Raw genomic sequence first — 23251 nt, 5'->3', positions numbered from 1 at the left:
GGATAAAATGGCGACTATGACCGCGTTCAATGTTATTCCAAAGGTAAGTAAGCAACCGTATCACGATGCCATCTTGGCCCGCTTACCGTCGGAGTGGGGCCCCTGGCCCGATGACCCCACCTCGGTCAATCATGATGCAGCGCTGAGCACCTTCATTAAGCGCTCGCAGAAAAAGAGCTTCGCCTGGCCCAAAAAGCCAGTGGTGTTCATCTCCGACCCCCATGCGGATGCCGAGGCATTTGAGGCATCCTTGATTGCTGCTGGTGTTATCGAACGTGACGATTCCCATTTATGTGCCTATAAGCTGACCAAATTCGGCAAAAATGCCGAAATCGTAGTGGGCGGAGACTGCCTGGATAAAGGGCCCAGCAATCTGACGATGCTGCGCAGCTTGGCCCACTTATATCGCCTCAAAGCGGATATCACTCTTCTGGCCGGTAACCATGACCTTCGCTTGCTGATGGGCCTGCTATCGCTGGAACGGGAGACAGACGCTGGAAGCCAACATCTGTTTGTGCGCATGGGCAAGAAAGTGATTCCGCTGTTCAAAGAGGTATTCGATCAATACTTGGCCAATACCCAGTGGGACAAGGGGTTACCGTCCGAAGAGGCGTGCCGACAGGCGCTGTTTCCGGGTGATGATTGGTTCGAGAACTTCCCTTTCTATGCCGCGGGGTTTCTCACCCCTGAGGGTATCGAGCGTGAAATCAGCAAGATGACGTCCAAGACACAGAGCTTTGAGGCGCACTGTGCCAAAAACGGCCTGTCGCTCTCCCAAGTTTACGCCGCCGCAATGAAGTGTCGTTCGCTGTTTCTCAAAAATTCGGGGGAATTTGGCTGGTTTTTCCGCCAGATGCAGCTGGTTAAAAAGCGTGGTTCATTTTTGTTTCTGCATGCCGGTCTCGATGACCATATGGCCGAGCTACTCGCCAATCACAGCGTGAAACATGCCAATAAAGCGTTCAAAAAAAACCTGATGAGCCAGAACCTGTTCAGTTTCTATTATGGTTCTCTCGCCAATACCTTCAGGACAAAATACCGTAAGGCCGACCTTCCTTTAACTCAATATGGCGCCAAAATTGCACGGCAAGCGGGCATCCAGGTGCTGGTTCACGGGCATATTAATCAGCATTTTGGTCAACGGGTAACGCTAAAAAACGGGCTTATCCATATTGAAGCGGATATCACGCTGGACACCCACTCCCGAAAAAACGAGGGACTTGACGGCTACGGTATAGGAGTGACGTTAATTGACAAAAAACGCGGTGTTATCGGCCTTAGCTGCGACTACCCCAAAGCAAAGGTGTTTAAACCCAATCATAAAGGAAAACTTGTGGGTGCTAATTTAAATGAAGTCTAAAACAAAATTTAGTCACGATTCGCTGCTGGACCGTGAATCAACCCAGGAACTATTGGTGACGCTGGCAAACGCCATAAAAGAGGGGCACTTAGCTTTTCAGGAAAGCGAAGAGGACATAGTGCTCTCCCCCCAACAGCTCCTGCAAGTATCCTTGCGTGCCAGCGATGAAGGCGATAAGCAGGAAGTGGAAGTGAAGATTAAGTGGCGCACCAAGGAAAAGGATATCTCCAGTACCCCTCCCAAAATTAAAAAGTCAGACAAACGTTGATGAAATAGCGCTCTTTGTCAGTCTGGTTGTTTGGCATAGGGCCGCCTTATAAGTCCGACAACACTTTGGCGTATAGCTCACGATCTTCGTTATAGCATTCGCAGGAAGCTTCGATCAGCCCCTGTCGATCAAGCACTTCGATGGCGCCACGGTGATAACGAATCAAGCCACGCGTTTGCAGGGCTCTCGCTGATATCGTCACGCCCGAACGCCTGACACCGAGCATCATGGCCAGAAATTCATGTGTCAGCTGCAGTTGATCCGTCCCGGCGCGATCCTGAGTCATCAGTAACCATCGGGCGAGGCGCCCCTCAATTTGGTGAAAATGGTTACAGGCCGATGACTTCGCTAGCTGATGCATCACGACATAGAGATACCGCTTCAGTCGCTGATGTAATACGGGACTATCCAAGAGTCGCTGCTGAAAGTTTGCAGCGGTCATGCGTAGGGCCGTTCCCGCTCCTTGAACCAAAGCGAGCAAGGGCGCCTCTTCGATGCCCAGCACCAGGGAGGTGCCCAACATTCCCTCTTGTCCCGCCATCGCGACTTCCAGCCGGTTCTCACCATCAATGACGACAATAAGGGAAATGAAGCTATCGAGGGGGAAATAGACGTGGGTGACGGTCTCGGCGGGCTGAAACAGTACTTCGCCAAAAGTAAGCTCCACGGTTTCGCAGTCAGCCATAAAAGCCTGCCGCTCGACGCTTGGTAGCGCAGCAAGTAGTTGATTGGCAGCGGGAACGTGCAAAATAGACGTCATGTGCCTCTCCGGTTATTAGATCCTGGCAAACGGCACAATGAGGGTTTGTATCATTTCGATGTCGGCTGCAGGTTAAGACACCGTCATTAGTTTATTTGACGGTACTTCTGCACGTTATCAGTGGATAAAACTGGCGTCGGCACGCTAGCGCACACAACTCAGTCATGTCTTTTTCGCTACGGTTTGCTGCTTTGGCTTCACCGGGCCTGTCGATCACGGTTATTTCACCACCCCATGTTCGTCAGCGCACAGAGATGAGGCATGTGACTCCCTTAAGGTCGATGAAACGACGGTAACTTCTCCAGAGCCGACCCTTACGTTCTTCTTTGGCTCACAACGAAGGGTGGCTGTCGTTTCAAAAAAGGGGGGGAGGTTTATGAAACAGGAAGCGATAGGACAAATTTGTGCGTTCGACGATACCGCCGAGCAGAAGCATGCTGACGCGCGGTTGCGTGAGGCTGAGGCCGCCTTGCAAGCCACGACGGAATGGGCCCAAGTGACACTAAATTCGATCGGCGATGCCGTGGTGACGACTGACCTTGAGTGTCGGGTCACCTATTTGAACCGAGTCGCCGAAACGCTGACGGGTTGGTCGAGTGCTGATGCGTTGGGTAAACCTTTGGCTCAAGTCTTGACGCTCATCCATGGCCAGACGTTCCAGCCGGCCACCAATCCGGCGCAGCGAGCCATGGAAGAAAACCGCACCGTCGGCCTCGCCATGGATTGCGTATTGATTCGCCAGGATGGTAGCCAATTGCAGATAGAGGACTCGGCCGCGCCTATCCATGATCGAGAAGGTTGCCTTAAGGGGGCTGTGATCGTGTTTCATGATGCCTGCCACTCGCCCACCCATGCGACAAAACTGGCTTACCAGGCACAGCATGATGCACTCACCGAGTTGCCCAACCGCATTCTGCTCTCAGAACGCCTTTCTCAGGCCATTGGTCTGGCCAAACGCCACACACATCAAGTCGCTTTGCTCTACTTAGACCTTGATAATTTTAAAACCATCAACGACTCGCTTGGCCATGCGGTAGGCGATTTTTTATTACAGTCGGTAGCAGGACGCCTCAGCGAAAGTGTTCGTGACACGGACACCGTATGCCGCCAAGGGGGCGATGAGTTCGTGGTGCTGCTGAGTGAAGTTGAAAAGCCACAAGATGCCGTCAGGATTGCGAAGAAAATCCTTAGCACGCTAGCCGAGCCTTACCAAATCTGCAGTAACGAGCTTCACGTCACCATCAGTATCGGGGTCAGTCTCTATCCGGATCATGGCACTGATGAACATACTTTACTGCATAATGCCGACACGGCGATGTATCACGCCAAGAAAAGCGGTCGCAACAATTATCAGTTGTTCAGTGCCGAGATGAATGACTTGAGAGTGCAAAACAGTCATTTAGAGTCTCAACTGCAGATGGCGCTAAAAGCTGACGATCTGTTTCTGAACTTCCAACCCAGAATAAATATCGCCACTGGCGATGTAGTTAGTGCAGAAGCGCTGGTGCGTTGGCAAAACCCGACGCATGGCCTTATGCAGCCCTCGGCATTTCTTCCCGTTGCAGAAGCCCGCGGCCTTATGGTCCCTATTGGTTACTGGGTACTAGGTGAAACCTGCCGACGGTTACAGGCATGGCGTCGTGAGGGCGGTGATATCGTGCCCATCGCGGTGAACATGTCGGCCATGCAACTGCGCGACAAGACATTACCTGCCCGTGTTGCAGAGATATTGTCCAAGACTGGACTAGATCCCCATTTCTTAGAAATGGAGGTATCTGAAAGCAGCCTCATGCATCTTTATACCAACGCCTCAATATCGACACTGCTTGAGTTGAATCATATGGGGATACGCATTGCCATCGACGACTTCGGTGCAGGGAATCTTTGCCCGAAGCACTTGCAATGTTTTCCCATCGACACGGTCAATATCGCGCCTTGCTTTACTCATGGCATGCTCGATAACCGAGAAGATGCCCTGTTGGTTAAGTCACTTATCAATTTTGGTCAGAATTTATCCTTGCGCGTTAGCGCCAAGGGCGTCGAGACCTTGGAACAGTTGGACCATCTCGAATTACAAGGGTGTGATGGTGCCCAGGGCTTCTTGTTCAGTAAGCCGCTTTCAGCAACCGATTTTCATGCGTTACTCGGTTCTGATCGGCAATGCTTGCCGGTGTTCTGAAAACAATTTTTAAAATAATTCTGAAAAACAGTTTTTAAAACCGAGCGCATTCAGCGCAGCAGTCACGTTCTTATAGGGGACGACACTCTAGCTACCTTCCCCCTGCCCGGATTTTTCCAGTGATGGCAGCACAAGAACCGGGCAAGGGGCATTCACTGAAACATACTCCACCGTCGCCCGGCGCAAGGGCCAGTGTCCGCTGCTGCCACGGGAGACCAGTAACATAAGATCAGCACAAAGCTGGCCAGCAAGGCCCACTAGCTTTTGGCCAGCATTTCCAGCCACCACGTGCAAGATCGCACTGCGGTTCAGCGGTAGATATTTTCTCGCCAAAAGATCCAGCACCTCCCGGACCTCGGCTTCTTTTTCTTCGGGCGCCTCTTCCGTTACGTGCGGGAAGAACCCTCCCCCACCCGGGCTATAAGCACTGGCAAGGTGAAGCTCACCGTCCTCGTCGAGCAGTTCCATGGCAGCCTCCAGGGCACGCTTTCCCTCGCCGTCGTTGTCCGGATCAATGGCGATCAGCAGTTTACGATACATGCTCGTTCTCCTGTTGGGTTTCAGAGGTGGCCTCTACTTCTGGGAAGGCCCGCCCCCGTACAAGCTCATCCACACTGTAGCCCCGATAATCCGCGCTCAATGCCCTGAAAAGAGCTACCGCCATGAAAATCAGAAGAATACAGAAAGGTAGGCCCAGGGACGTAATCACGTTCTGCAATGCATCCAACCCTCCGGCCAGCAATAGGGTGGCAGCAATAATGCCCTGCGCCGCCGCCCAGAAAATACGTTGGCGTACCAAAGAAGGTTGATCATCGCGCCGGGTCAACATATCGATCACAAGGGAGGCGGAATCAGACGACGTGGTGAAGAAGATAACGATAATGACCACACTCAAGGCCGATGCCACGTCTGCAAGCGGGAAGGTGTCGAGGAAAGCGAAAATAGCCACCGAGGGATCTTGCTGCACTTGTTCTGCCAGTTCAGCCTGAGTGCTCATCTCGGCCTGGATAGCCGACAAGCCGAAGATGCCAAACCACACCAGCGTGAAGGCCGTGGGGGCAAACAGAACCCCGGCGATAAACTCGCGGATGGTCCGCCCCCGGGAAATCCGGGCGATAAAGATTCCGACATAGGGCGCCCAGGAAATGGTCCAGGCCCAATAGAACAGGGTCCACTGCCGCTGCCAGTCGGTTTCACTGAAGGTTTGCGTCCAGAAAGCCAGCCAGGGCAATTCATGAAGGTAATCACCCACACTCTGGACCATTCCCTCAGCAATAAACACGGTGGGTCCGGCGGTTAGCACGAATGCCAGCAGCGCCATGGCCAACACAATGTTGGCCTGGGACAGCCGACGGACCCCCTTGTCCAGCCCGAGAGCCACAGAGGTCGCCGCGATACAGGTAATAATGGCGATAAGCACAACCTGAACCGGGCCTGACGAGGGCAAACCAAACAGATAATTCAGGCCACTGTTCAGTTGCAGGGCACCCAGCCCAAGCGACGTGGCCACACCAAACAGGGTGCCGAGAACCGCCACCACATCGACCGCCCAGCCCCAGGGTCCGAACGCCCGCTTCCCGAGAATTGGGTAGAACAAACTGCTGATACGCATAGGCAGGTTGTGACGGTAAGCAAAGTAACCAATCGCCAGCCCCGGCATGGCAAAGATGGTCCAGGTATGCAGGCCGAAGTGATAAAGCGCCACGGTCATGGCATCGCTGGCGGCCCGTTCCGATCCCGGCTTCACGCCGTCAAAAGGCGGATTGGCAAAGTGGGAAACCGGCTCTGCCACGCCCCAGAACATCAGAATGGTGCCAATGCCGGCAGCAAACAGCATGGTAAACCAAGTCAGATTGGAATAGTCGGGTCGGCTGTCGTCGGTTCCCAGGCGAATGTTGCCATAGCGGCTTACCGCCAGAGCCAGCAGAAATACCAGAAGAGAGGTAACCGCAAGAATGTAGAACCAGCCCAGATTTTTCGCCACCCAACCAGTGAGCCGACCAAAATACTCGGCCACAGCCTGGTCAAACGGGATCGCCAGGGCGACAAACAGCGCAGCTACCCCGGCGGAGGTAAAAAACACCCCGGGAATAGTCTGCAACCCTAGTCGGCGTTGCAGCCGTTCTAGCACATCAGCCTCCATTTCTTCAGAAAAAATCTACAAAAAACTAGGGCCTGTTGACGTTTCACCGCGCCCGAAGGAGTCAGCATTTCAATGCTGGCCCCGAGAGCGGCCTTCCAAGGCGTCACCAGTAAGTGGAAGCTACCGTTGAGAGCACGTTGTCCGCTATCTTCCATTACTTTTTTTGCCAAGGCCAATGGCCAGTCAGTTCAGCTTCCAACGAAAAACTCAGGAAGGTACGTATTAGTACGACAATGGCTAATATACCGACCGTTTTGAATGTCAATTCAACGGCGACAGTATGAATGATGTCGGCTGCGACAAGGAATTCCAAGCCGAGCAGAATACCTCTACCCAGACGCTGGCGGACCTGATAAAAAATTGGTTCGTTTTTATTCTGCTTGAGTAAAATAATCGGCTCAATGATCAAAGCATAGAGTGCGAACCCAATAATAATGAAGATACCAAGTAGCTCCATCGTTGCTACGCCCCACTCTGCCATTGGCTTTACGATTTCTAGCAAATTTTCACCCTTTTGGTATGACTGACAACAATGATTAGTCAGCGCAACTGTTTGTTGGTTGGGCTGCTTACTTGGATTGGAGTCCATGCCGTCGAACGAAGCGTTGTCCACATAGTTTTGTGGCAAAATATCGTCTGTGCGTTAGCCCACTCACCTTTTCCTTTGTGCTGCGTCTAAGATAGTCAATCACACGGCAACCAGCACTGACTTCCTCATCCGGCTCACGATTGATCTCGGTTAAAGACGAGTAAGCTGAGACTTCTTCAATCCGCTGTCAGACATACCCCTACTATCCATTGATATCACACTGTAAAATCCACCAATGGAACTAATTCCTGTTTGCAGATACGAAAAAGTTAGATTACCGTATAGACATAATCTTATCTGCGCCCCCTCAATTGGCGACTTCATTTGCCAAAAACAAACACAGGATGACGAAATGCTAGCCCCTCTCACCCGAAAACCACTGTACCTTGCCATTGCTCTAGGCTCACTCCTGCCAGTCAGTGCCTTAGCTAACACGGCGGTAACGCCCGAGTCAGTGGTGAGCCACTATGCAGATATTGCCCACGCAACCTTTGAGGATGCCCGCACCAGCGCCCAGACCCTGAATACACGCATTGACGCCTTGCTTGAGGCGCCTTCCGCCGAGACCCTTGCCGCTGCCCGGCAAGCTTGGCTTCAGGCACGTGTGCCCTACCAGCAGAGTGAGGTATTTCGCTTCGGTAATTCCGTGGTCGACAACTGGGAAGGGCAACTCAACGCTTGGCCTCTAGATGAGGGTATGATCGATTACGTCGCCTCCAGCGATTATCAGCATGAGCTTGGCAATGCTGGCGCAACGGCCAATATCGTGGCCAACACCGCCATTGAAATCGGCGGCGAAACGCTGGATGTCAGTAACATAACGCCCAATCTGCTTGCTGATCTGAACGAGATTGGGGGTTCCGAAGCCAACGTGGCCACTGGCTATCACGCTATCGAATTCTTACTCTGGGGCCAGGATCTGAATGGTTTTGATGCGGGCAATGGTGAGCGCCCTGCCACAGATTATATGGCGGGAGAAGAGTGCACGGGCGGCAGCTGCGAACGTCGCCGCGACTATCTAGACGCCGTTTCTGATCTATTGGTTTACGATTTGGAGTGGATGGTCGCCCAGTGGGCTCCCGCTCAGGAAGGAACCTATCGACAGGCATTCCTCGCCGAACCGGCTCAGGAAGGCCTGCGCCGCATGCTCTTCGGTATGGGCTCGCTATCGCTAGGAGAATTGGCTGGTGAGCGCATGAAGGTCGCACTGGAAGCTAACTCCTATGAGGACGAACACGACTGCTTCAGCGACAATACCCACAACTCCCACTTCTATAACGGCATGGGCGTCCAGAACGTCTATCTTGGCGAATACAAGCGGCTAGATGGCAGCGTCGTTGAGGGTCCCTCACTCTCAGATCTGTTGGCCGAAACAGACCCTGAACTCGACGCCACTCTACGTAACCAGCTCAACGCTTCGATGGCCGAGCTGAACGATATCAAGCTAGCAGCAGAAGCCGAAAGCTCGCCCATGGCTTTCGATATGATGATCGCACCAAGTAACGAAACCGGCGCTTCGCTGATCAACGACGCCATTATGGCGCTGGTGATTCAGACTAACTCTATCGAGCAAGCAGCCGATACGCTTGGGTTGACCCAGCTTCAGCCAGACGATGCCGGCCACGCTTTCTAAATCTGGCCCAGCATCTCCTATGGCCGCCATCAGCTCTGCTGGTGGCGGCTTGTGTCGTTAAGCACAAGGCCTCATGATGATTCGTTTTTCTTGTACTACTACCTCTCTTATCGCCGTCGCACTGCTCGCTAGCCTATCGAGCCAGGCTAATGCAGCACCGCCTATTCAGAGCACCCCTGATAGCGGCGGCCAAGGCTCCGTGGCCCAATTCGACCATAACGCCTATTCCTTGCCGCTTGGCAATATGGCCATGACCAAGCGGTTGGACTTCAGCGTCGGTAACAGCTTCTTCCGCAATCCTTGGGTAGAAGCCCCCGCCAGCACCGCCGCCCGTGACGGTCTCGGCCCCCTGCTGAACACCAACAGCTGTCAGGGCTGTCATATCAAAGATGGGCGTGGACATCCGCCGAGCGGCGATGAGCGCGCCGTTTCCCTCTTTCTGCGTTTATCGCTACCTTCCGAGGATGCCGACCCCGAAACGCTGTCTCGCATGGGGGTAAACCCCGTGCCGAACTATGGCGGTCAACTGCAGACTGCCGCGATTACCGGCTCCGAGGCCGAGGCTGAATTGCAGATAAGTTATTCCGAGCGCGAGGTAACCCTTGATGATGGTGAGGTCGTATCGCTACGCGTTCCTGACTATCACATTGCCAACCCCGCCTATGGACCTCTGCCCGAGAACTTGTTGACTTCACCTCGGGTGGCGCCGCCGATGATAGGCCTGGGGCTCCTCGAAGCGATTCCGGCCGCTGCCATTGAAGCCGCCGCCGACCCTGATGACACTGATGGTGACGGTATCTCCGGGCGTACCAACCAGGTCTGGGATCAACGCCGCGAGGAAACCGTGCTCGGTCGATTCGGCTGGAAAGCCGGTAAGCCGACCATTGAACAGCAAAGCCTTGGTGCCTTCGCTGGCGATATGGGCCTAACCTCGAACTTGGTACCAAACACCGATTGCATGCCGAGCCAAAAATGCGATGCCCTACCCAATGGCGGAACACCCGAGGTTAGCGACAAGATTGCCGATTTCGTGACGTTTTACGCATCCAGCTTGGCAGTACCTAAGCGTCGTGATCTGAATGACCCGGCGGTACGCGCCGGCGCCGAAACCTTCAATGCCCTTGGTTGTGCGGCTTGCCATACACCACGTCAGCAAACGGCCAAGGACGGTGTACGCCAAGCCCTTGCAGGTCAAACCCTGTGGCCTTATAGCGATCTACTGCTTCACGATATGGGCGAGGGTCTTGCAGACGGTCGCCCAGAGTTTGAAGCCACCGGTCGCGAATGGCGCACTCCGCCTCTATGGGGCATCGGCCTGGCCCAGTCAGTCAATCCCCAAGCGGGTTTCCTGCACGACGGTCGTGCCCGCACATTGGAAGAAGCCATTCTTTGGCACGCGGGTGAAGCTGAGACAGCCACCGCAGGTTATCGAGCGTTACCGCAAACACGTCGTGATGCATTGATCCGTTTTCTGGAGTCGCTGTAAATGAATTACGCATTTGTAAGCCAGCATCTGGGGCGTTTTGGCCTAGCGGCCATCCTCTTAGCCACCGCCCCCTTAGTGGCCGCCTCTGAGCAAGCGCCGGCCCGGGATCGTTGGCATGAAGCGATTGGAGAAGGTTACTCCCAACTTGCCACTGAGACACAGGCGCTTGCCACCCATGCGTCTAATTACTGCGAAACATCCAGTTCCGAAAGCCGCGCGACGTTGGAGGCGAGCTGGTTAGACGCCTACCAATCCTGGCAGCGGGTGCGCTTCGTTAACTTCGGTCCGATTGAGCAGCAAAGCCGCGCCTGGCAGATACAGTTCTGGCCTGACCGCAAGAATCTCGTAGGACGCAAGGTAGAGAATTGGCTAAAGGCCGACACGTCGCCAAGTATCGAGGCCATCGCCAATGATAGCGTCGCCATTCAGGGCTTCCCCGCAATGGAGTACCTGCTTTTCGACGAGCGTCTGAGCGAGCCTGGCGCCTTAGCTGAGCCCAAGGCCTGTGACCTTTTGTTGGCCATTAGTACCCATCTAGCCGCTACAACCCAAGCATTGCAACACGACTGGCAAACCTTCGGGGAGCACTATCGAGACACCCAAAGTTATACGGCCGCGACACTGGAGGCTGGCTTTCAGACGCTAGACACCCTGGAAACCAAACGCCTTGCGCAGCCGATAGGGCTAGCAGGCTCAGCTGCCAACGCTTACCTTGCGGAAGCCTGGCGCAGTGAGCGTTCGATCAAATTAATCGCGGCCAGCCTCGTCGGCTTAGACGACATCTTCCTGCCAGGCCTGCGTACCCTGCTGAACGATGCCGGTCAGCAACGCCTGGCCGACACATTTGCCGAGGCACTGGATGACGCCCGGCGCCAAGCCAACCAAATGGGTGCAGGACTAGCCCCCGCTTTAGAGGATCCAGATGCCTTTGCTGACCTTCAACGCCTCTATATCAATGTGGGACAGTTAAACAGGCTAAGTCGCGAGGTCGTCACAGCACTAGGTCTCACCCGAGGATTCAACTCAAGCGACGGAGACTAACATGCTAAGGCGACGCGATTTTATCAAAGCGGCGCTCGCCGGCATCAGTACGCTGAGCCTCCACCCGCTAGGCTGGTCGCATTCTGACTCCAGTAGCTCCTGGCTATGGAGCGCCGTAGACGACGCCCAAGGCCACCAGATCCTGGGCTATCAGCCGGCCACCGGTGAGCACTTTAGAATCGGCGTATCAGAACGCTGCCACAGTGGTTGCCGCCGCCCGGGGCACCCCCAGGTAGCGCTGTTTGCCCGACGTCCAGGGCGTTCCTTTCATGTGCTGGATGCAAACGAACGCCGGGAAATTACCCGTATCGAAGCCAGAAGCGGGTATCACTTTTACGGCCATGGCACATACTCACCGGATGGCCGTTATCTCTATGCAACGGCTAATCGTATCCATGATGGCGCTGGCCTTATTAGCGTCTTCGATGCGGAGCAAGGTTACTCTCTACATGGCGATATTGATCTCGCCGGTATCGGACCCCATGAATTACGCCTGATGCCCGATGGTGAGACATTGGCGATCGGCCTGGGTGGCATCCGGACTCACCCGGATTACGACCGGGTGAAACTCAACCTCGACGACATGGCCCCGGCGTTGTTGCTCGTCGACCGCCGGAGCGGCACGATTCTAGAACGCCATGCACCGAGTCACCATCAGCTAAGCTGCCGGCACCTGGACATAGCGCCCGACGGCAGCGTGATCGCGGGCTACCAATTCCAAGGGCCTGCTTGGGAGAGACGCCCTTTATTGGCTTTCCGTAGCCCACAGGGTACGTACAACGAAATTTCTTTACCCGACGAACTGACCGATGAGCTGCGTCACTATATCGCGAGTATCGCCATAGCACCGGATGCCCATCGCGCCCTAGCAACGGCACCACGCGGTCATCGCGCGCTCCTTCTTGATCTTGATGACGGGCGCTTGGTCGCAAGCCACTCTTTGCGTGATGCCGCAGGTGCTTTGCCCGATAGACAAGGCGGTTTCTGGGTCTCATCAGGTCTTGGTGCTATTTACCGTGTGCCAGGTGACGGTTCTGCCCCTCAACAACTTGAAGCTCTTAACCTTAGCTGGGACAACCACTTAAGCTGAACGTTGATAAAACTGGCCTCAAACATCAACACTCAAACAAGGTCGCGGGGAATTTCCTCGTCCCAGCTCTTGGAAAACACCCGGCTCTCGCCTTCGTAGGCATCCATGGTCGCGCGCAAGCGAAAGCTCGTGGCGTTGGACGTCATTAAGGTTCGGGTCACGCTGCGCACCATCCAGTCGCCGCGCCGAAAGCTGCGCTCCCACTCGGTCCAGCCGCTCAGGCTATCGTAGTTGCCGTAGGAGTAGGTGTAGCGCTCGGTCACCCGAGACGATAACTCCAGATCAATGTCGTCGATCCGGAAAGTCCCTTCGTCGTTGATGACTTCGAGCGTGGTCTGATCCTTGGCCAGGTCACGTATCACGCGCCAGGCTTCCTGGCTCGGCTGGATCAGGGTCACCGCGAGCGGCGGCGCTGCCTCCGGCGGGCCGAAGGCTGGCAGCGCGGCTTCTTCATGAGGCTGGGGTTCGCGACACGGCAGGATCAGTCGGCAACTGGCAGGATGCACGGTCAGCTTGACGGGCTCTGGCGACGGCCAGGCCAGGGGCCAGTAGCTGGTCGAGAGCGAAAGCCGTATGGCGTGACCCACAGGAAAGTGTTGCGCGATATGTTTAAGCAGTACGCGCACGCGATAACGCTTGCCGGGCTCTAAAGGCTCGGGAAATTCGTCACTGTCACGGTGGGTCAGGTTCAAAAGCCCATAGGTAATCCGGGTCGCCTTGTCGTCTTCCGCAATATCGCTGAGCCTTACCGCCACCATCGCCACCGGCTGGTCGGCTTCGATGTCGAGTTCAACAACGGGCTGCCCGCAAATCTCGATGTCTTGATTGAGTCGCGCTGTCTGGAAGATCAACGAGCCGCCATCCTCATCGCGTTGATCGTGAGGCAAATCCGGCGGCGCGTTATAAGAACACCACTTGCCGGCATACAGCCCGACCGACAGCGGCGAACGCACGCTAAGAGGCACATCGTCATCGTCCGCTTCAAAAGCCTCGGGGCCCTGAGGAGCAGGCGTCAGATCGTGACCGCTGGTGAGGCGAAAGTGCGTCGGCTCAATCCGCGGCGACGGCCAGCTAGGTTCGGCCACCCAACGCCCCGGTCGTTCCTCGTAGCGGGCCGACGGTGGCACCGAATCCTGCATCCATACACGCAGCATCGGCTCGTCCATGATGCCCGTTTCCTTGCCCTTCAACCAATAGTCCCACCAGCGCAGCGACTCCTGTAAAAAGCCGATGGCCGGTCCCGGCACCCCCAGGTGGGGGTACTTGTGCGACCAGGGGCCAACTAAGCCTTTGCGTGGCACGTCGAGCCCATCAAGCAAACGGAACACGGCATTGCAGTAGCCATCCGCCCAGCCGCTAACGGCATAGACGGGGCAGCGAATGCGCGAGAAATCCTCGCACACCGAGCCATGCTTCCAATAGTCGTCACGGCGCTGATGCTGGAGCCAAGTAGCCAGCCACAGTCCGCTTCCCTCCAGGCGCTCCATCCACATATCCCGCCAGCGCTCACCGACCAGCTGCGGGTCAGGTGGACAGGTGTTGCCATCGAACATGGTCGAGGCCCATGAAAGATTGTCGCCGAGTAGGCAGCCGCCCATGTGGTGGACGTCATCGGCATAGCGATCATCGGTCGAGCACAGCGTGATGACGGCTTTCAGCTCGGGCGGTTGCAGTGCTGCAATCTGCAGGCCATTGAACCCGCCCCAGGAAATGCCGACCATGCCGACATCACCTGTGCACCAGGGTTGTTGACCCAGCCATTGCAGAATTTCGACGCCATCGTCGAGTTCCTGTTGCAAGTATTCGTCGGTCAGCACGCCATCCGACTCGCCGCTACCGCGCATATCGACGCGCACCCCGGCGTAACCGTGGCCAGCCCAGTAAGTGTGCGTTTGAGCGTCGCGCATCGCGGTCAAATCACGCTTTCGATAAGGCAGGTACTCAAGGATGGCCGGGACCGGGTCACTGTTGGCATCCACCGGGCGCCAGATACGTATGGCCAGCCGGCAGCCATCGGCCAGCGTGATCCAATCTTCCTCCTCCTGCACGTTGCGGGGGAAATCGCTGACGATATGCATGGTCCTGCTCCTTAATGTCGTAACTCGATGCTCTTCCGTAACGCGAATACATCAGCCGACGATGTCTTCGAACGCAAAATTTAGCTGCTCGGCAAGGCGTGCGTAGTTATCTTCCAACGTGACGTCGTCGTCTGCGCCCATCCACACGTAAGCCAAGGCGTAACTGTAACTGTCTTGCTCGGGCAGCGAAGACAATCGCGTACCGACATCGACCTGCAACTTAATCACAGTGCCGGGGAAGGCTTGCTGCAGTTTTTCGATCTCCTCGGCGCTGGGGGCTTGACTGACGGTAGCATCAGCGAAGAAGACGCGATAGAAGTATTTCGCGGCGACCTTGAAAGCGCCTTGCCGGTAAGGCATGTCGGGCAGCTGCCCAAGTGCCAAGTCCACCGTTATTTGCTGATGACTGACCCCATCGACCTTCTCGAAAATATCGCAATGCGATTGGGCTACGCGGGTATTGATCTCAAGTAGCCAGATGCGATCTTGTATTTCGTCCCAAAAATATTCGATGTTGAACGCCGCATTGTCATAGCCAATATGGGCCATGATGGTACGCGTCAGCTCTTGCATTTTTTCCTGAATATTAGCGGGGAGTTGCGACGGATAGCGATAAGATAAAAAACTCAGCACTTGCGGATAGCGAATCGAATCGACAATGCCGTAAGGGACAACGTCGCCTTGGAACACGTAACCCTCGACCGTACATTGCCATCCGCCGATAATTTCTTCCGCCATGCAGTGGCCACCATCGACCGCGCGGACATCGTCAGGCAAATTGGCGTGATCAAGCACGTAATTGAAAGGCTCTGAAATCGTGCCGATACCTTCACACAAGCGCTCTACGGCATGGGCAAAATCTTCGGGGCTGTCGATGCGAAAGCCCAGCCGCGAGCCTGAGGATTTGATGGGTTTGACGAAGAACGGAAAATACAGCCCCGCCTCCCCTATCTGCTGAAGCGCCTGAGGGTCGAAGGGATCGAAGGCGGTAAAGCGGGGAATATAGTCAGCAATGACCTCCTGCTGAACGCACCGGCTCCAATACTTGTGCTCGCATTTAAGCAAGCTTTCGAGACTGGTGGAGGGCGTACCCAATCGCTCGCAGAGCAGCGGCAGCATGGTCGAGACGGGGAAATCCATGTAGCCAACGATGGCATCGATAGGCTCACTAAACTCTTTGAGCTGGGCTTCAGCTCGGGACAGCATGTCTTCGATAGGAAAGATTTCCGTATCATTGACTTCGGCAGGCTCGATCACGCCATGAAACCGATAATTCTCAGCCCCACGCAAATGCTCAAGCCGTTGACGATTCGTTTCATCCAGCCCGACGACAAAGATATTCCGAACGCTCATGACCACCTCCTGGTGTAAGCTCGGCTGTCAGCAGTCTTCACCGCAAAGACGCAGCGGGACGCCGACAGAGTATGGTGCTTAACTGTCCTGACGTTCGGTCAGGGCTTAGCAAGACCAACAAACCCAGTATAGCGGGTTATCTTTCCTGCGCTTGGGCAATACACAAAAGCCAATACACAAGATATGAGGAACGCCCCTGCTCCACAGTAGAGATTTCGTCAGGCCGAGGGTTCATGATTAATCTGGCTAGGGTGGTTTTCAGCTGTTATAAGTGAAAGAGTGGGTTAAAAATCACACGATACGACATTGCCGGTATCGGTAATGGTTTAGCGTACCTCAAAAGCGTCGCTGGGCGACGAAAGGAATATGACCCCACCCATTTTCTCGGTATCCGGCCACCTCGTCGCCATCGGCGGTGCCGAGGACAGAACCTCTGATCTCGAAATCCTCAAGAAGGTCTTCGTTTTAGCCCCCGAGGGCAACCAGGAGGTCGCGGTGATTGCCACGGCCAGCGGCATCCCTGACCAGGTCCTACCTGAATACGAAGCAGCCTTCTCTCGTCTTGGCGCAAGCCAGGTCCATTGTTTGGATATCCAGGACCGCCAGCAGGCAGCCGATGCCGAAACGGTGCGACTGATCGAGCAAAGCGGCATCATCTTCTTCACCGGCGGTGACCAGCTGCGCCTGACCAATGTGCTGGGTGGCTCGCCGGTTCTGACGGCCATCCGCCAACGCCTGCAGGACGGCGCCGTCGTAGCGGGCACCAGTGCGGGCGCGGCGGCTATGCCAAGCACCATGATCTACAACGGTTCGGCAGCCGACGCCCTGCGCAAAGGGGCCGTCAACATGACTTCCGGCCTGGGTTTCATCGATGACCTCATCATCGATAGCCACTTCCTTGAGCGCGGGCGCTTTACACGGCTGATGGAGGTTGGCGCCAGCAACCCGGAACACCTCGGCGTGGGTTTGGGAGAGGATGCCGGCGTGATCATCCATCCTCACGGCATTCTCGAAGCCATCGGGCCGGGGCATGTCATCCTCATCGATAGCCGGGACCTGGCGAGTTCGAATATTGCCGACCTCGCCATGGGGGAACCGGTGGCCGTCGAGCACATGATCTTCCATGCGCTGGTTAGCGGCCACGGCTACGATGTCGAGGCCCGGCGTTATCTCGTCACCGACGAACTCAACGCCATCCTGGCGGGGAGCTATGCGTAATGAACATACTTGATCATCGTGCCCTGCGCGGTCCGAACTATTACAGCCGTTACCCGGCCATCTACATGCGGCTGGACATTGGTGAGCTCGAAGAGCGGCCGAGCGATACCGTCCCCGGTATCGTTGAGCGGCTGACGACGCTGCTACCCACCCTGCAGGAGCACCGCTGCTCGGTAGGTCGCCCCGGCGGCTTTCTGGAACGGCTTGAGCGCGGCACCTGGGCCGGCCACGTGGTAGAGCACGTCGCGATCGAACTACAGAACTTGATCGGCTTTTCGGTGGGTTACGGCAAGACGGTCGACTCCTACGAAACCGGCATCTACAACGTCGTTTACCGTTACAGGGACGAAGCCTGTGGTTTGGCGGCCGGTGTCGAGTCAGTCGACCTCGTCGTCCGGCTCTTTAATGGCGACGAGATTGATATCTCATCCATCATCACCCGCCTCAAGGAGGTGCGCGATGCCCATATGCTCGGCCCTTCCACGGCGGCCATTGTCGATGCCGCCACCCGGCGTGGCATTCCCCATACCCGCTTGAGCGAGGAAAACAGCTATATCCAGTTCGGTCACGGCCATCTTCAGCGGCGTATCCAAGCGACGGTGACCGGCCATACGGATCTGATCGGCTACGGCATTGCCGACGACAAGGAGTGGACCAAGCAGGTACTCGGCGATGCCGGGATTCCGGTACCCCGAGGATGGTCGTGCAGTTCGTTCGACGAGGCGCTGGAGGCCGCCCGCGATATCGGCTATCCCGTCGCGGTGAAGCCGGTCATCGGCAACCATGGCCGCGGAGTGAGCACCAACATCGAGGACGATCAGGCGCTGAATGATGCCTTCGATATTGCCTCTCATCGCAATCCGTCGGTGATCGTCGAGCAGTATATTCGCGGCGAAGACCACCGCCTGTTGGTCATCGATGGCAAGCTTGTGGCTGCCGCAAGACGACGTCCGGCGCATGTGGTCGGCGATGGGCAAGCAACGCTGCAGGCGCTGGTCGACGCGGAAAACCGCGACCCCCGTCGCGGCATCGGCCACGAGAACCTGCTGACCCAGATCCAGTTGGACGAACAATCGCACCGGCTGATCGGCCAGCAGAACCTAACCCTGCAGAGCGTGATTCCGGCCGGCGAGATGGTCTTCCTCAAGCCGACCGCGAACCTCAGCACTGGGGGCACGGCCACGGACGTCACCGACGATGTCCATCCGGAGGTGCGCTACGCGGCGGAGCGCATCGCGCGGCTAGTGGGGTTAGACATCATCGGCATCGATCTGCTCGCCGAGACGCTGACCCGGCCGCTGGAAGAGCAATCGGCTGCCGTGGTCGAGGTCAATGCCGGGCCCGGTTTTCGTATGCACCTCTCGCCGACTCACGGGGAAGGTCGCGATGTGGGTCGCCCGGTGATCGATATGCTGTACCCCGACGGCGAGACCACCGGGCGCATTCCCATCGCGGCGGTCACCGGTACCAACGGCAAGACCACCACGGTGCGCCTGCTCTCGCACGTGCTGCGCCAGGCGGGGCGCAACGTCGGCATGGCTTGCACTGGGGCCATTGAGGTCGACAACCACGTGATTATGCGCGGTGACTATAGCGGCCCTCAGGCGGCCGCGATCGTGTTGCGCGAGCCCACGGTTGAGTGCGCCGTACTGGAAGTCGCTCGCGGTGGCATTATGCGCCGCGGACTAGGCTTCGATGAGTGCGACGTGGGCGTGCTGCTCAACATCGCCAGCGACCACTTGGGCGAACACGACATACATACGCTGGATGAACTGGCGCGCTGCAAGACGGTGGTCATTGATGCCGTGAGCAAGAGTGGCACCGCCGTGCTCAATGCCGATGACCCCCGGGTGCTGGAAGGCCAACAGTGGGCCCGTGGCGACATCATTTTCTTTACCCTGGACCCCAACTCCCGCCCCGTTCGTCAGCATGTCTGCGACCAGGGCGTCGCCTTTACCGTCAACAACGAGCGCATCGTGATGCGCCAGGGTCATGTTGAGGCCGAAGTGATCCCGGTGGTGGACGTGCCGATCACCTTCGAAGGCCATGCGCGCTTCAATGTGGCCAATGCCCTGGCGGCCAGCGCCGCCGCCTATGCCTTGGGGCTGTCGATCGCTGACATCCAGATGGGCTTACAGACTTTCCACCCCACGCCAGGGCAGAACCCTGGCCGCACCAACCTCATCGACGCCGACGGCATGAAGGTGTTGATCGATTACGGTCACAATGTGCCGGCGCTTGAGGCCTTAAGCGAACTGGTCGGCTGCATTCCGGCCCGCCGACGGATCAGTGTCGCCAGTGCCCCAGGCAACCGCCGTGACGAGGATCTGTTCACGCTGGGAACCCTGCTTGCCAAGATGCACGACGTGGTTTTCATCTACGAAACCGACGCCCGCGGACGCACCCCCGGTGACGCCGCTCGCCTATTGCGTGAAGGGGCCGAGTCAGTATCGGAGGCCTGCCGGGTTGAGGTCATCATGGAAGAGCAGCAGGCCGTGGATCGGGCCTTCGATGAGGCAAGCGAAGGCGATTTACTGGTATTGCTGATCGACGACGTCGAGGGCGCTATTGAGCGTATCAGAGGGCGCCGTTTCCGGTCAGCTGCCGCCACGACGCCAGACGGTGAGTTGCCATGAGGCCCGCCGAACCCCAGGAGGACCGGCTGCTGACCCTGTTGCGGGTCGGCCGCATCTATGCGCCGGAGCCTCTTGAGGCGAACGATATCCTGATCGCCGACGGCCGCATCGCCGCCCTGGGGCGTGACCTTGAGATCCCCGCGGGCTGGCCGGTGCGGGTTGTGGAGGCGCGACATCTCACCGCCGTGCCCGCCTTTATCGATCAGCACGTTCACGTGACCGGCGGTGGGGGTGAGGGCGGCTGCGGTACCCGCTGTCCGGAAATCACCGCCTACGAGATCGCCTCGATGGGTATCGGCACGGTGGTGGGGGTGCTGGGCACCGACAGCATCAGCCGTTCCCCGGCGGATTTACTGGCCAAGGTACGCGGGCTCAGGGCCGAGGGTATATCAGCCTATATGTATACCGGCGCCTACCGTGTCCCGCCGCCCACGCTGACCGGCGACCTTCAGCGCGACCTGGCCTGGATTCCTGAGGTCATCGGCCTGGGCGAACTCGCCATCTCGGACCATCGTTCGAGCCAGCCGCGCCAGGATGAAATCGAACGGATCGTCAGCGATACCCGGGTGGGCGCCATGCTGGCCGGCAAGCTGGGTATTTGCCACTTTCACCTGGGTGACGGAAAGCGGGGACTTGAGCCACTGCGGCGATTGCTCTCCGAGACTGAGATTCCCGCCGAGCAAGTGATTCCCACTCACGTGAACCGCCATCGCGACCTGCTCGAGGAGGCCGCCGACTACGCGCTGACCTTCGACGCCAACGTGGATGTAACCGCTTTCGACGACGCCGACGAAGACGATTTGAGTGGCTTCGGAGCAGTGTCGCGACTGCTCCGCCGCGGTGTCCCCGTCGAGCGCATCACCATGAGTTCTGATTGCAACGGCAGCCTGCCCGGATTCGACGATAGGGGCGCCTATATCGGCATGCGGGTGGCGGGCAATACCACCCTTATCGCTGACTGGCAGCGACTGGTACGCGAGGAGGTATTGCCCCTGGAGCAGGCACTGGGCCTGATTTCGGGAAACGTGGCCCGAGTACTCGGTTTACACGCAAGCAAAGGACGCTTGGCGATCGGCTTTGATGCCGATGTGACACTACTCGACAGCCAACTTCAGCCGCAGCAGACGTTCGTGGCGGGAAAATGTCTCTATGACGTGAACCACACGGAAAGCTGACCACCTTGAAAACACTCGCTCTGCCACCATACTAAGAGAAGGTTCAATGCGTGGCTCACAAACCACGCACCCCCTCTTCATGCATCCATCTCCGGGGCAGAGCACTATGGGAATCCTTTACAAACCGTTTCAACAGCGGGCTATCTGGCAGTTGACGTCCGTGATGGCGCTGGTTTTGCTACTCAGTGGCTGTGGGATCAACAACATCCCCACTTACGATGAGAGGGTCACCGCCGCCTGGTCCCAGGTAGAAAACCAGTACCAGCGCCGTGCCGACCTGATTCCCAACCTGGTGGAAACCGTAAAAGGTTTCGCCGCCCAAGAGCAGGAAACGCTAACCGCAGTGATCGAAGCGCGCTCCAAGGCCACGTCGATCCAGGTGGACGAGAGCATTCTTGAAAACCCCGAAAAACTGCAGCAATTCCAGCAGGCCCAGGGGGAACTCAGCAGTGCCCTGAGCCGTCTGATGGCGGTGTCCGAACGTTACCCGGATCTCAAGTCGAACCAGAATTTCCTGGCCTTGCAGTCTCAGCTTGAGGGCACAGAGAACCGGATTGCCGTCGCGCGCCGGGATTTCATTCAGGCAGTGGAGCGCTACAACACCGAACTGCGCACCTTCCCAGGCAAAATCTGGCACAGCCTGTTGTATAGCGATCTGGAGCCCCGTGCCAACTTCGAAGCCACCACGGAAAATGCCGACGACGCACCAGCGGTGGACTTCTGATGGCTATCTTGATTCGCAAAAGCTTACTGCTGACGTTCCTACTTTTACTTCCGATCACCGGCTGGGCACAGTCAACGCCGGAGTTTCCCGAACTGAGCGGTCGGGTGGTCGACCAGGCAGAGATGCTCTCCCCCGAAGTGGAAACACGCCTAACCCAGATGCTTGAGGCCCACGAAGAGGCCAGCACCGAACAGGTGGTGGTGGTCACCTTGCCAGACCTGCAGGGGTATCCGATAGAAGATTTTGGCTACCAACTAGGTCGGCACTGGGGGATTGGCCAGGAGGACGAAGATAACGGCGCCCTGCTAATCGTGGCAGAGGAAGAGCGGGCCATCCGCATCGAAGTGGGCTATGGCCTTGAAGGGCGTCTCACCGATGCCCAGTCCTCGGTGATCATTAATCAGTCGATCAGCCCGGCTTTCCGCCAAGGCGATTTTGAGGCCGGTATCGTCAACGGCGCTGCGGCGATGATCCAGGTGCTCGGTGGCGAGCCAATGGCGGTTCCCGAGGGTCAGCAGACCCGTTCAGCCCAGGAAAAGCCTAATGCCGGCCTGATGGGGCTCTTCTTCTTCATCATGATGGGCGTCGTGTTCTTTATCGGCAGTCGTGGTGGCCGTGGCGGTCGCGGGGGCGCGGCTCTCGTCGGCGCGGCGCTGCTCGGCGCCGCCATGGGCGGTCGTGGCGGCGGCGGTGGCAGCGGCGGCGGTTTTGGTGGCGGCGGTGGCGGCTTTGGCGGTGGCGGTGCCTCCGGTGGCTGGTAACGCCGCAGGGCTATCCGCACGCGCTGAATCCTCACACCTGACAATGAGAATCACACAACCATGACATTACTAAGTAAAAGCGATCAGGAAGCCGTTACCGCTGCTATCAACGAGGCAGAGCGGGAAACCGACGCCGAACTGGTCACCGTGCTGACGGCTCAGTCCGATAACTACAGCTATATCCCCCTACTTTGGGCCGGCATCCTGGCGTTGCTGGTGCCGGGGATTGCCAATTATGTCGGCAACTGGTTCAGCGCCGACGTGCTGTTGCTGGTGCAGTGGGGCACGTTCATCCTGCTCAGCCTGCTGTTCCGGATGCCCAACATCAACACCCGCCTGATTCCCCAGCAGGTGCGTTACTGGCGCGCCTCCAACCTGGCGCGGCGGCAGTTCCTGGAGCAGCGTCTACACCATACCGACGGTGGTACCGGTATGTTGATCTTTGTCTCGGAGGCGGAACGCTATGTGGAGATCCTGGTGGATCAGGGCATTGCCGACGTTCTGGACAACAAGGTGTGGGAAGACATCGTGGCGGATTTCACCGCCAAGGTGCACCAGGGCGAGACCCGGCAGGGTTTTCTTGACTGCATTGCCGCCTGCGGCAAGCTTCTGAAGGAACACGTGCCGGCTACCCACGAGCGCAACGAGCTGCCCAATCATTTGGTGATTTTGGAGTAACGAAACGTCGTAACCCGTTCAAGAGTCTCCCCAAAGAGTCATCGAAAAGCCTCGCCGTTGCGGCGAGGCTTTTTTATTA

At 57.1% G+C, this 23251-nt stretch carries 19 protein-coding genes; 13 read left to right on the top strand and 6 right to left on the bottom strand.

The window, feature by feature from the left end; all coding sequences use genetic code 11:
• The first annotated feature begins 7 nt into the window (after positions 1-7).
• Entirely contained in the window at positions 8-1360 is a 1353-nt protein-coding gene (locus HZS81_RS04790; protein WP_241697367.1) for a metallophosphoesterase, read from the top strand.
• A complete protein-coding gene (locus HZS81_RS04785; RefSeq protein WP_179929390.1) occupies positions 1350-1628 on the top strand; it encodes an amphi-Trp domain-containing protein in 279 nt (92 codons plus the stop codon). Before HZS81_RS04790 ends, HZS81_RS04785 begins: the two co-directional genes overlap by 11 nt.
• 46 nt (positions 1629-1674) lie before the next feature.
• Here the strand turns inward: HZS81_RS04785 and HZS81_RS04780 are convergent, their stop codons facing one another.
• Entirely contained in the window at positions 1675-2388 is a 714-nt protein-coding gene (locus HZS81_RS04780) for a Crp/Fnr family transcriptional regulator (protein WP_179929389.1), read from the bottom strand.
• A gap of 376 nt (positions 2389-2764) precedes the next feature.
• Here HZS81_RS04780 and HZS81_RS04775 point away from each other — a divergent pair, with 376 nt between their 5' ends.
• Entirely contained in the window at positions 2765-4567 is a 1803-nt protein-coding gene (locus tag HZS81_RS04775) for a putative bifunctional diguanylate cyclase/phosphodiesterase (RefSeq protein ID WP_179929388.1), read from the top strand.
• An 87-nt stretch (positions 4568-4654) separates the two neighbouring features.
• Here the strand turns inward: HZS81_RS04775 and HZS81_RS04770 are convergent, their stop codons facing one another.
• The 3 genes from HZS81_RS04770 to HZS81_RS04760 form a co-directional block, all read right to left on the bottom strand.
• A complete protein-coding gene (locus HZS81_RS04770; protein WP_179929387.1) occupies positions 4655-5107 on the bottom strand; it encodes a universal stress protein in 453 nt (150 codons plus the stop codon).
• Complete coding sequence (locus HZS81_RS04765) at positions 5097-6698, bottom strand: BCCT family transporter (RefSeq protein ID WP_179929386.1); 1602 nt, start codon at positions 6696-6698, stop codon at positions 5097-5099. The genes HZS81_RS04770 and HZS81_RS04765 overlap by 11 nt, the downstream gene beginning before the upstream one ends.
• 166 nt (positions 6699-6864) lie before the next feature.
• Entirely contained in the window at positions 6865-7338 is a 474-nt protein-coding gene (locus HZS81_RS04760; RefSeq protein WP_241697366.1) for a DUF1622 domain-containing protein, read from the bottom strand.
• Between the two features lie 313 nt (positions 7339-7651).
• Here HZS81_RS04760 and HZS81_RS04755 point away from each other — a divergent pair, with 313 nt between their 5' ends.
• The 4 genes from HZS81_RS04755 to HZS81_RS04740 all read left to right on the top strand — a co-directional run bounded on the left by HZS81_RS04755 (position 7652) and on the right by HZS81_RS04740 (position 12549).
• A complete protein-coding gene (locus tag HZS81_RS04755) occupies positions 7652-8932 on the top strand; it encodes an imelysin family protein (RefSeq protein WP_179929385.1) in 1281 nt (426 codons plus the stop codon).
• A 73-nt stretch (positions 8933-9005) separates the two neighbouring features.
• Positions 9006-10418 (top strand): di-heme oxidoreductase family protein, encoded by a 1413-nt coding sequence (locus HZS81_RS04750; protein ID WP_241697365.1) that lies wholly within the window; start codon positions 9006-9008, stop codon positions 10416-10418.
• Positions 10419-11459 carry an imelysin family protein gene (locus tag HZS81_RS04745; RefSeq protein ID WP_179929384.1) on the top strand — a complete coding sequence of 347 codons (1041 nt, stop codon included), beginning with the start codon at positions 10419-10421 and terminating at the stop codon, positions 11457-11459.
• Position 11460: 1 nt separating this feature from the next.
• Positions 11461-12549 (top strand): DUF1513 domain-containing protein, encoded by a 1089-nt coding sequence (locus HZS81_RS04740; RefSeq protein WP_179929383.1) that lies wholly within the window; start codon positions 11461-11463, stop codon positions 12547-12549.
• A gap of 32 nt (positions 12550-12581) precedes the next feature.
• On the opposite strand, the gene HZS81_RS04735 is transcribed toward HZS81_RS04740, so the two are convergent.
• Positions 12582-14627, bottom strand: a complete 2046-nt coding sequence (locus HZS81_RS04735) for a CocE/NonD family hydrolase (protein WP_179929382.1) — start codon at positions 14625-14627, stop codon at positions 12582-12584.
• A gap of 51 nt (positions 14628-14678) precedes the next feature.
• Entirely contained in the window at positions 14679-15980 is a 1302-nt protein-coding gene (locus tag HZS81_RS04730; RefSeq protein ID WP_179929381.1) for an ATP-grasp domain-containing protein, read from the bottom strand.
• A gap of 366 nt (positions 15981-16346) precedes the next feature.
• Between HZS81_RS04730 and HZS81_RS04725 the strand changes: the two genes are divergently transcribed.
• From HZS81_RS04725 to HZS81_RS04700, 6 genes are all read left to right on the top strand, one after another.
• Positions 16347-17198, top strand: coding sequence for a cyanophycinase (locus HZS81_RS04725; protein WP_179929380.1), 852 nt, complete (start codon positions 16347-16349; stop codon positions 17196-17198).
• Positions 17198-19834, top strand: coding sequence for a cyanophycin synthetase (gene cphA / locus HZS81_RS04720; protein WP_179929379.1), 2637 nt, complete (start codon positions 17198-17200; stop codon positions 19832-19834). The genes HZS81_RS04725 and cphA overlap by 1 nt, the downstream gene beginning before the upstream one ends.
• The gene (gene iadA, locus HZS81_RS04715) at positions 19831-21009 is read left to right on the top strand and encodes a beta-aspartyl-peptidase (RefSeq protein WP_179929378.1); all 1179 of its coding nucleotides are present in this window, start codon (positions 19831-19833) and stop codon (positions 21007-21009) included. The genes cphA and iadA overlap by 4 nt, the downstream gene beginning before the upstream one ends.
• A 163-nt stretch (positions 21010-21172) precedes the next feature.
• The gene (locus HZS81_RS04710; RefSeq protein WP_422141491.1) at positions 21173-21733 is read left to right on the top strand and encodes a LemA family protein; all 561 of its coding nucleotides are present in this window, start codon (positions 21173-21175) and stop codon (positions 21731-21733) included.
• A complete protein-coding gene (locus tag HZS81_RS04705; protein ID WP_179929376.1) occupies positions 21733-22494 on the top strand; it encodes a TPM domain-containing protein in 762 nt (253 codons plus the stop codon). The genes HZS81_RS04710 and HZS81_RS04705 overlap by 1 nt, the downstream gene beginning before the upstream one ends.
• A gap of 60 nt (positions 22495-22554) precedes the next feature.
• Positions 22555-23172 carry a TPM domain-containing protein gene (locus HZS81_RS04700; RefSeq protein ID WP_179929375.1) on the top strand — a complete coding sequence of 206 codons (618 nt, stop codon included), beginning with the start codon at positions 22555-22557 and terminating at the stop codon, positions 23170-23172.
• Positions 23173-23251 lie beyond the last annotated feature (79 nt).

Origin of the sequence: Vreelandella salicampi (assembly GCF_013415105.1) — a bacterium.
In the GTDB taxonomy this organism is placed as follows: Bacteria; Pseudomonadota; Gammaproteobacteria; order Pseudomonadales; family Halomonadaceae; genus Vreelandella; species Vreelandella salicampi.
The sequence above is the reverse complement of the archived record's forward strand: the minus strand, read 5'-3'. Positions and strand labels throughout refer to the sequence as shown.

Excerpts from the sequence above, each read along its gene's own strand:
- HZS81_RS04790 (WP_241697367.1), top strand. The coding sequence starts at position 8 with ATGGCGACTATGACCGCGTTCAATGTTATTCCAAAGGTAAGTAAGCAA.
- HZS81_RS04785 (WP_179929390.1), top strand. The coding sequence starts at position 1,350 with ATGAAGTCTAAAACAAAATTTAGTCACGATTCGCTGCTGGACCGTGAA.
- HZS81_RS04780 (WP_179929389.1), bottom strand. The coding sequence starts at position 2,388 with ATGACGTCTATTTTGCACGTTCCCGCTGCCAATCAACTACTTGCTGCG.
- HZS81_RS04775 (WP_179929388.1), top strand. The coding sequence starts at position 2,765 with ATGAAACAGGAAGCGATAGGACAAATTTGTGCGTTCGACGATACCGCC.
- HZS81_RS04770 (WP_179929387.1), bottom strand. The coding sequence starts at position 5,107 with ATGTATCGTAAACTGCTGATCGCCATTGATCCGGACAACGACGGCGAG.
- HZS81_RS04755 (WP_179929385.1), top strand. The coding sequence starts at position 7,652 with ATGCTAGCCCCTCTCACCCGAAAACCACTGTACCTTGCCATTGCTCTA.
- HZS81_RS04750 (WP_241697365.1), top strand. The coding sequence starts at position 9,006 with ATGATGATTCGTTTTTCTTGTACTACTACCTCTCTTATCGCCGTCGCA.
- HZS81_RS04745 (WP_179929384.1), top strand. The coding sequence starts at position 10,419 with ATGAATTACGCATTTGTAAGCCAGCATCTGGGGCGTTTTGGCCTAGCG.
- HZS81_RS04740 (WP_179929383.1), top strand. The coding sequence starts at position 11,461 with ATGCTAAGGCGACGCGATTTTATCAAAGCGGCGCTCGCCGGCATCAGT.
- HZS81_RS04735 (WP_179929382.1), bottom strand. The coding sequence starts at position 14,627 with ATGCATATCGTCAGCGATTTCCCCCGCAACGTGCAGGAGGAGGAAGAT.
- HZS81_RS04730 (WP_179929381.1), bottom strand. The coding sequence starts at position 15,980 with ATGAGCGTTCGGAATATCTTTGTCGTCGGGCTGGATGAAACGAATCGT.
- HZS81_RS04725 (WP_179929380.1), top strand. The coding sequence starts at position 16,347 with ATGACCCCACCCATTTTCTCGGTATCCGGCCACCTCGTCGCCATCGGC.
- cphA (WP_179929379.1), top strand. The coding sequence starts at position 17,198 with ATGAACATACTTGATCATCGTGCCCTGCGCGGTCCGAACTATTACAGC.
- iadA (WP_179929378.1), top strand. The coding sequence starts at position 19,831 with ATGAGGCCCGCCGAACCCCAGGAGGACCGGCTGCTGACCCTGTTGCGG.
- HZS81_RS04710 (WP_422141491.1), top strand. The coding sequence starts at position 21,173 with ATGGCGCTGGTTTTGCTACTCAGTGGCTGTGGGATCAACAACATCCCC.
- HZS81_RS04705 (WP_179929376.1), top strand. The coding sequence starts at position 21,733 with ATGGCTATCTTGATTCGCAAAAGCTTACTGCTGACGTTCCTACTTTTA.
- HZS81_RS04700 (WP_179929375.1), top strand. The coding sequence starts at position 22,555 with ATGACATTACTAAGTAAAAGCGATCAGGAAGCCGTTACCGCTGCTATC.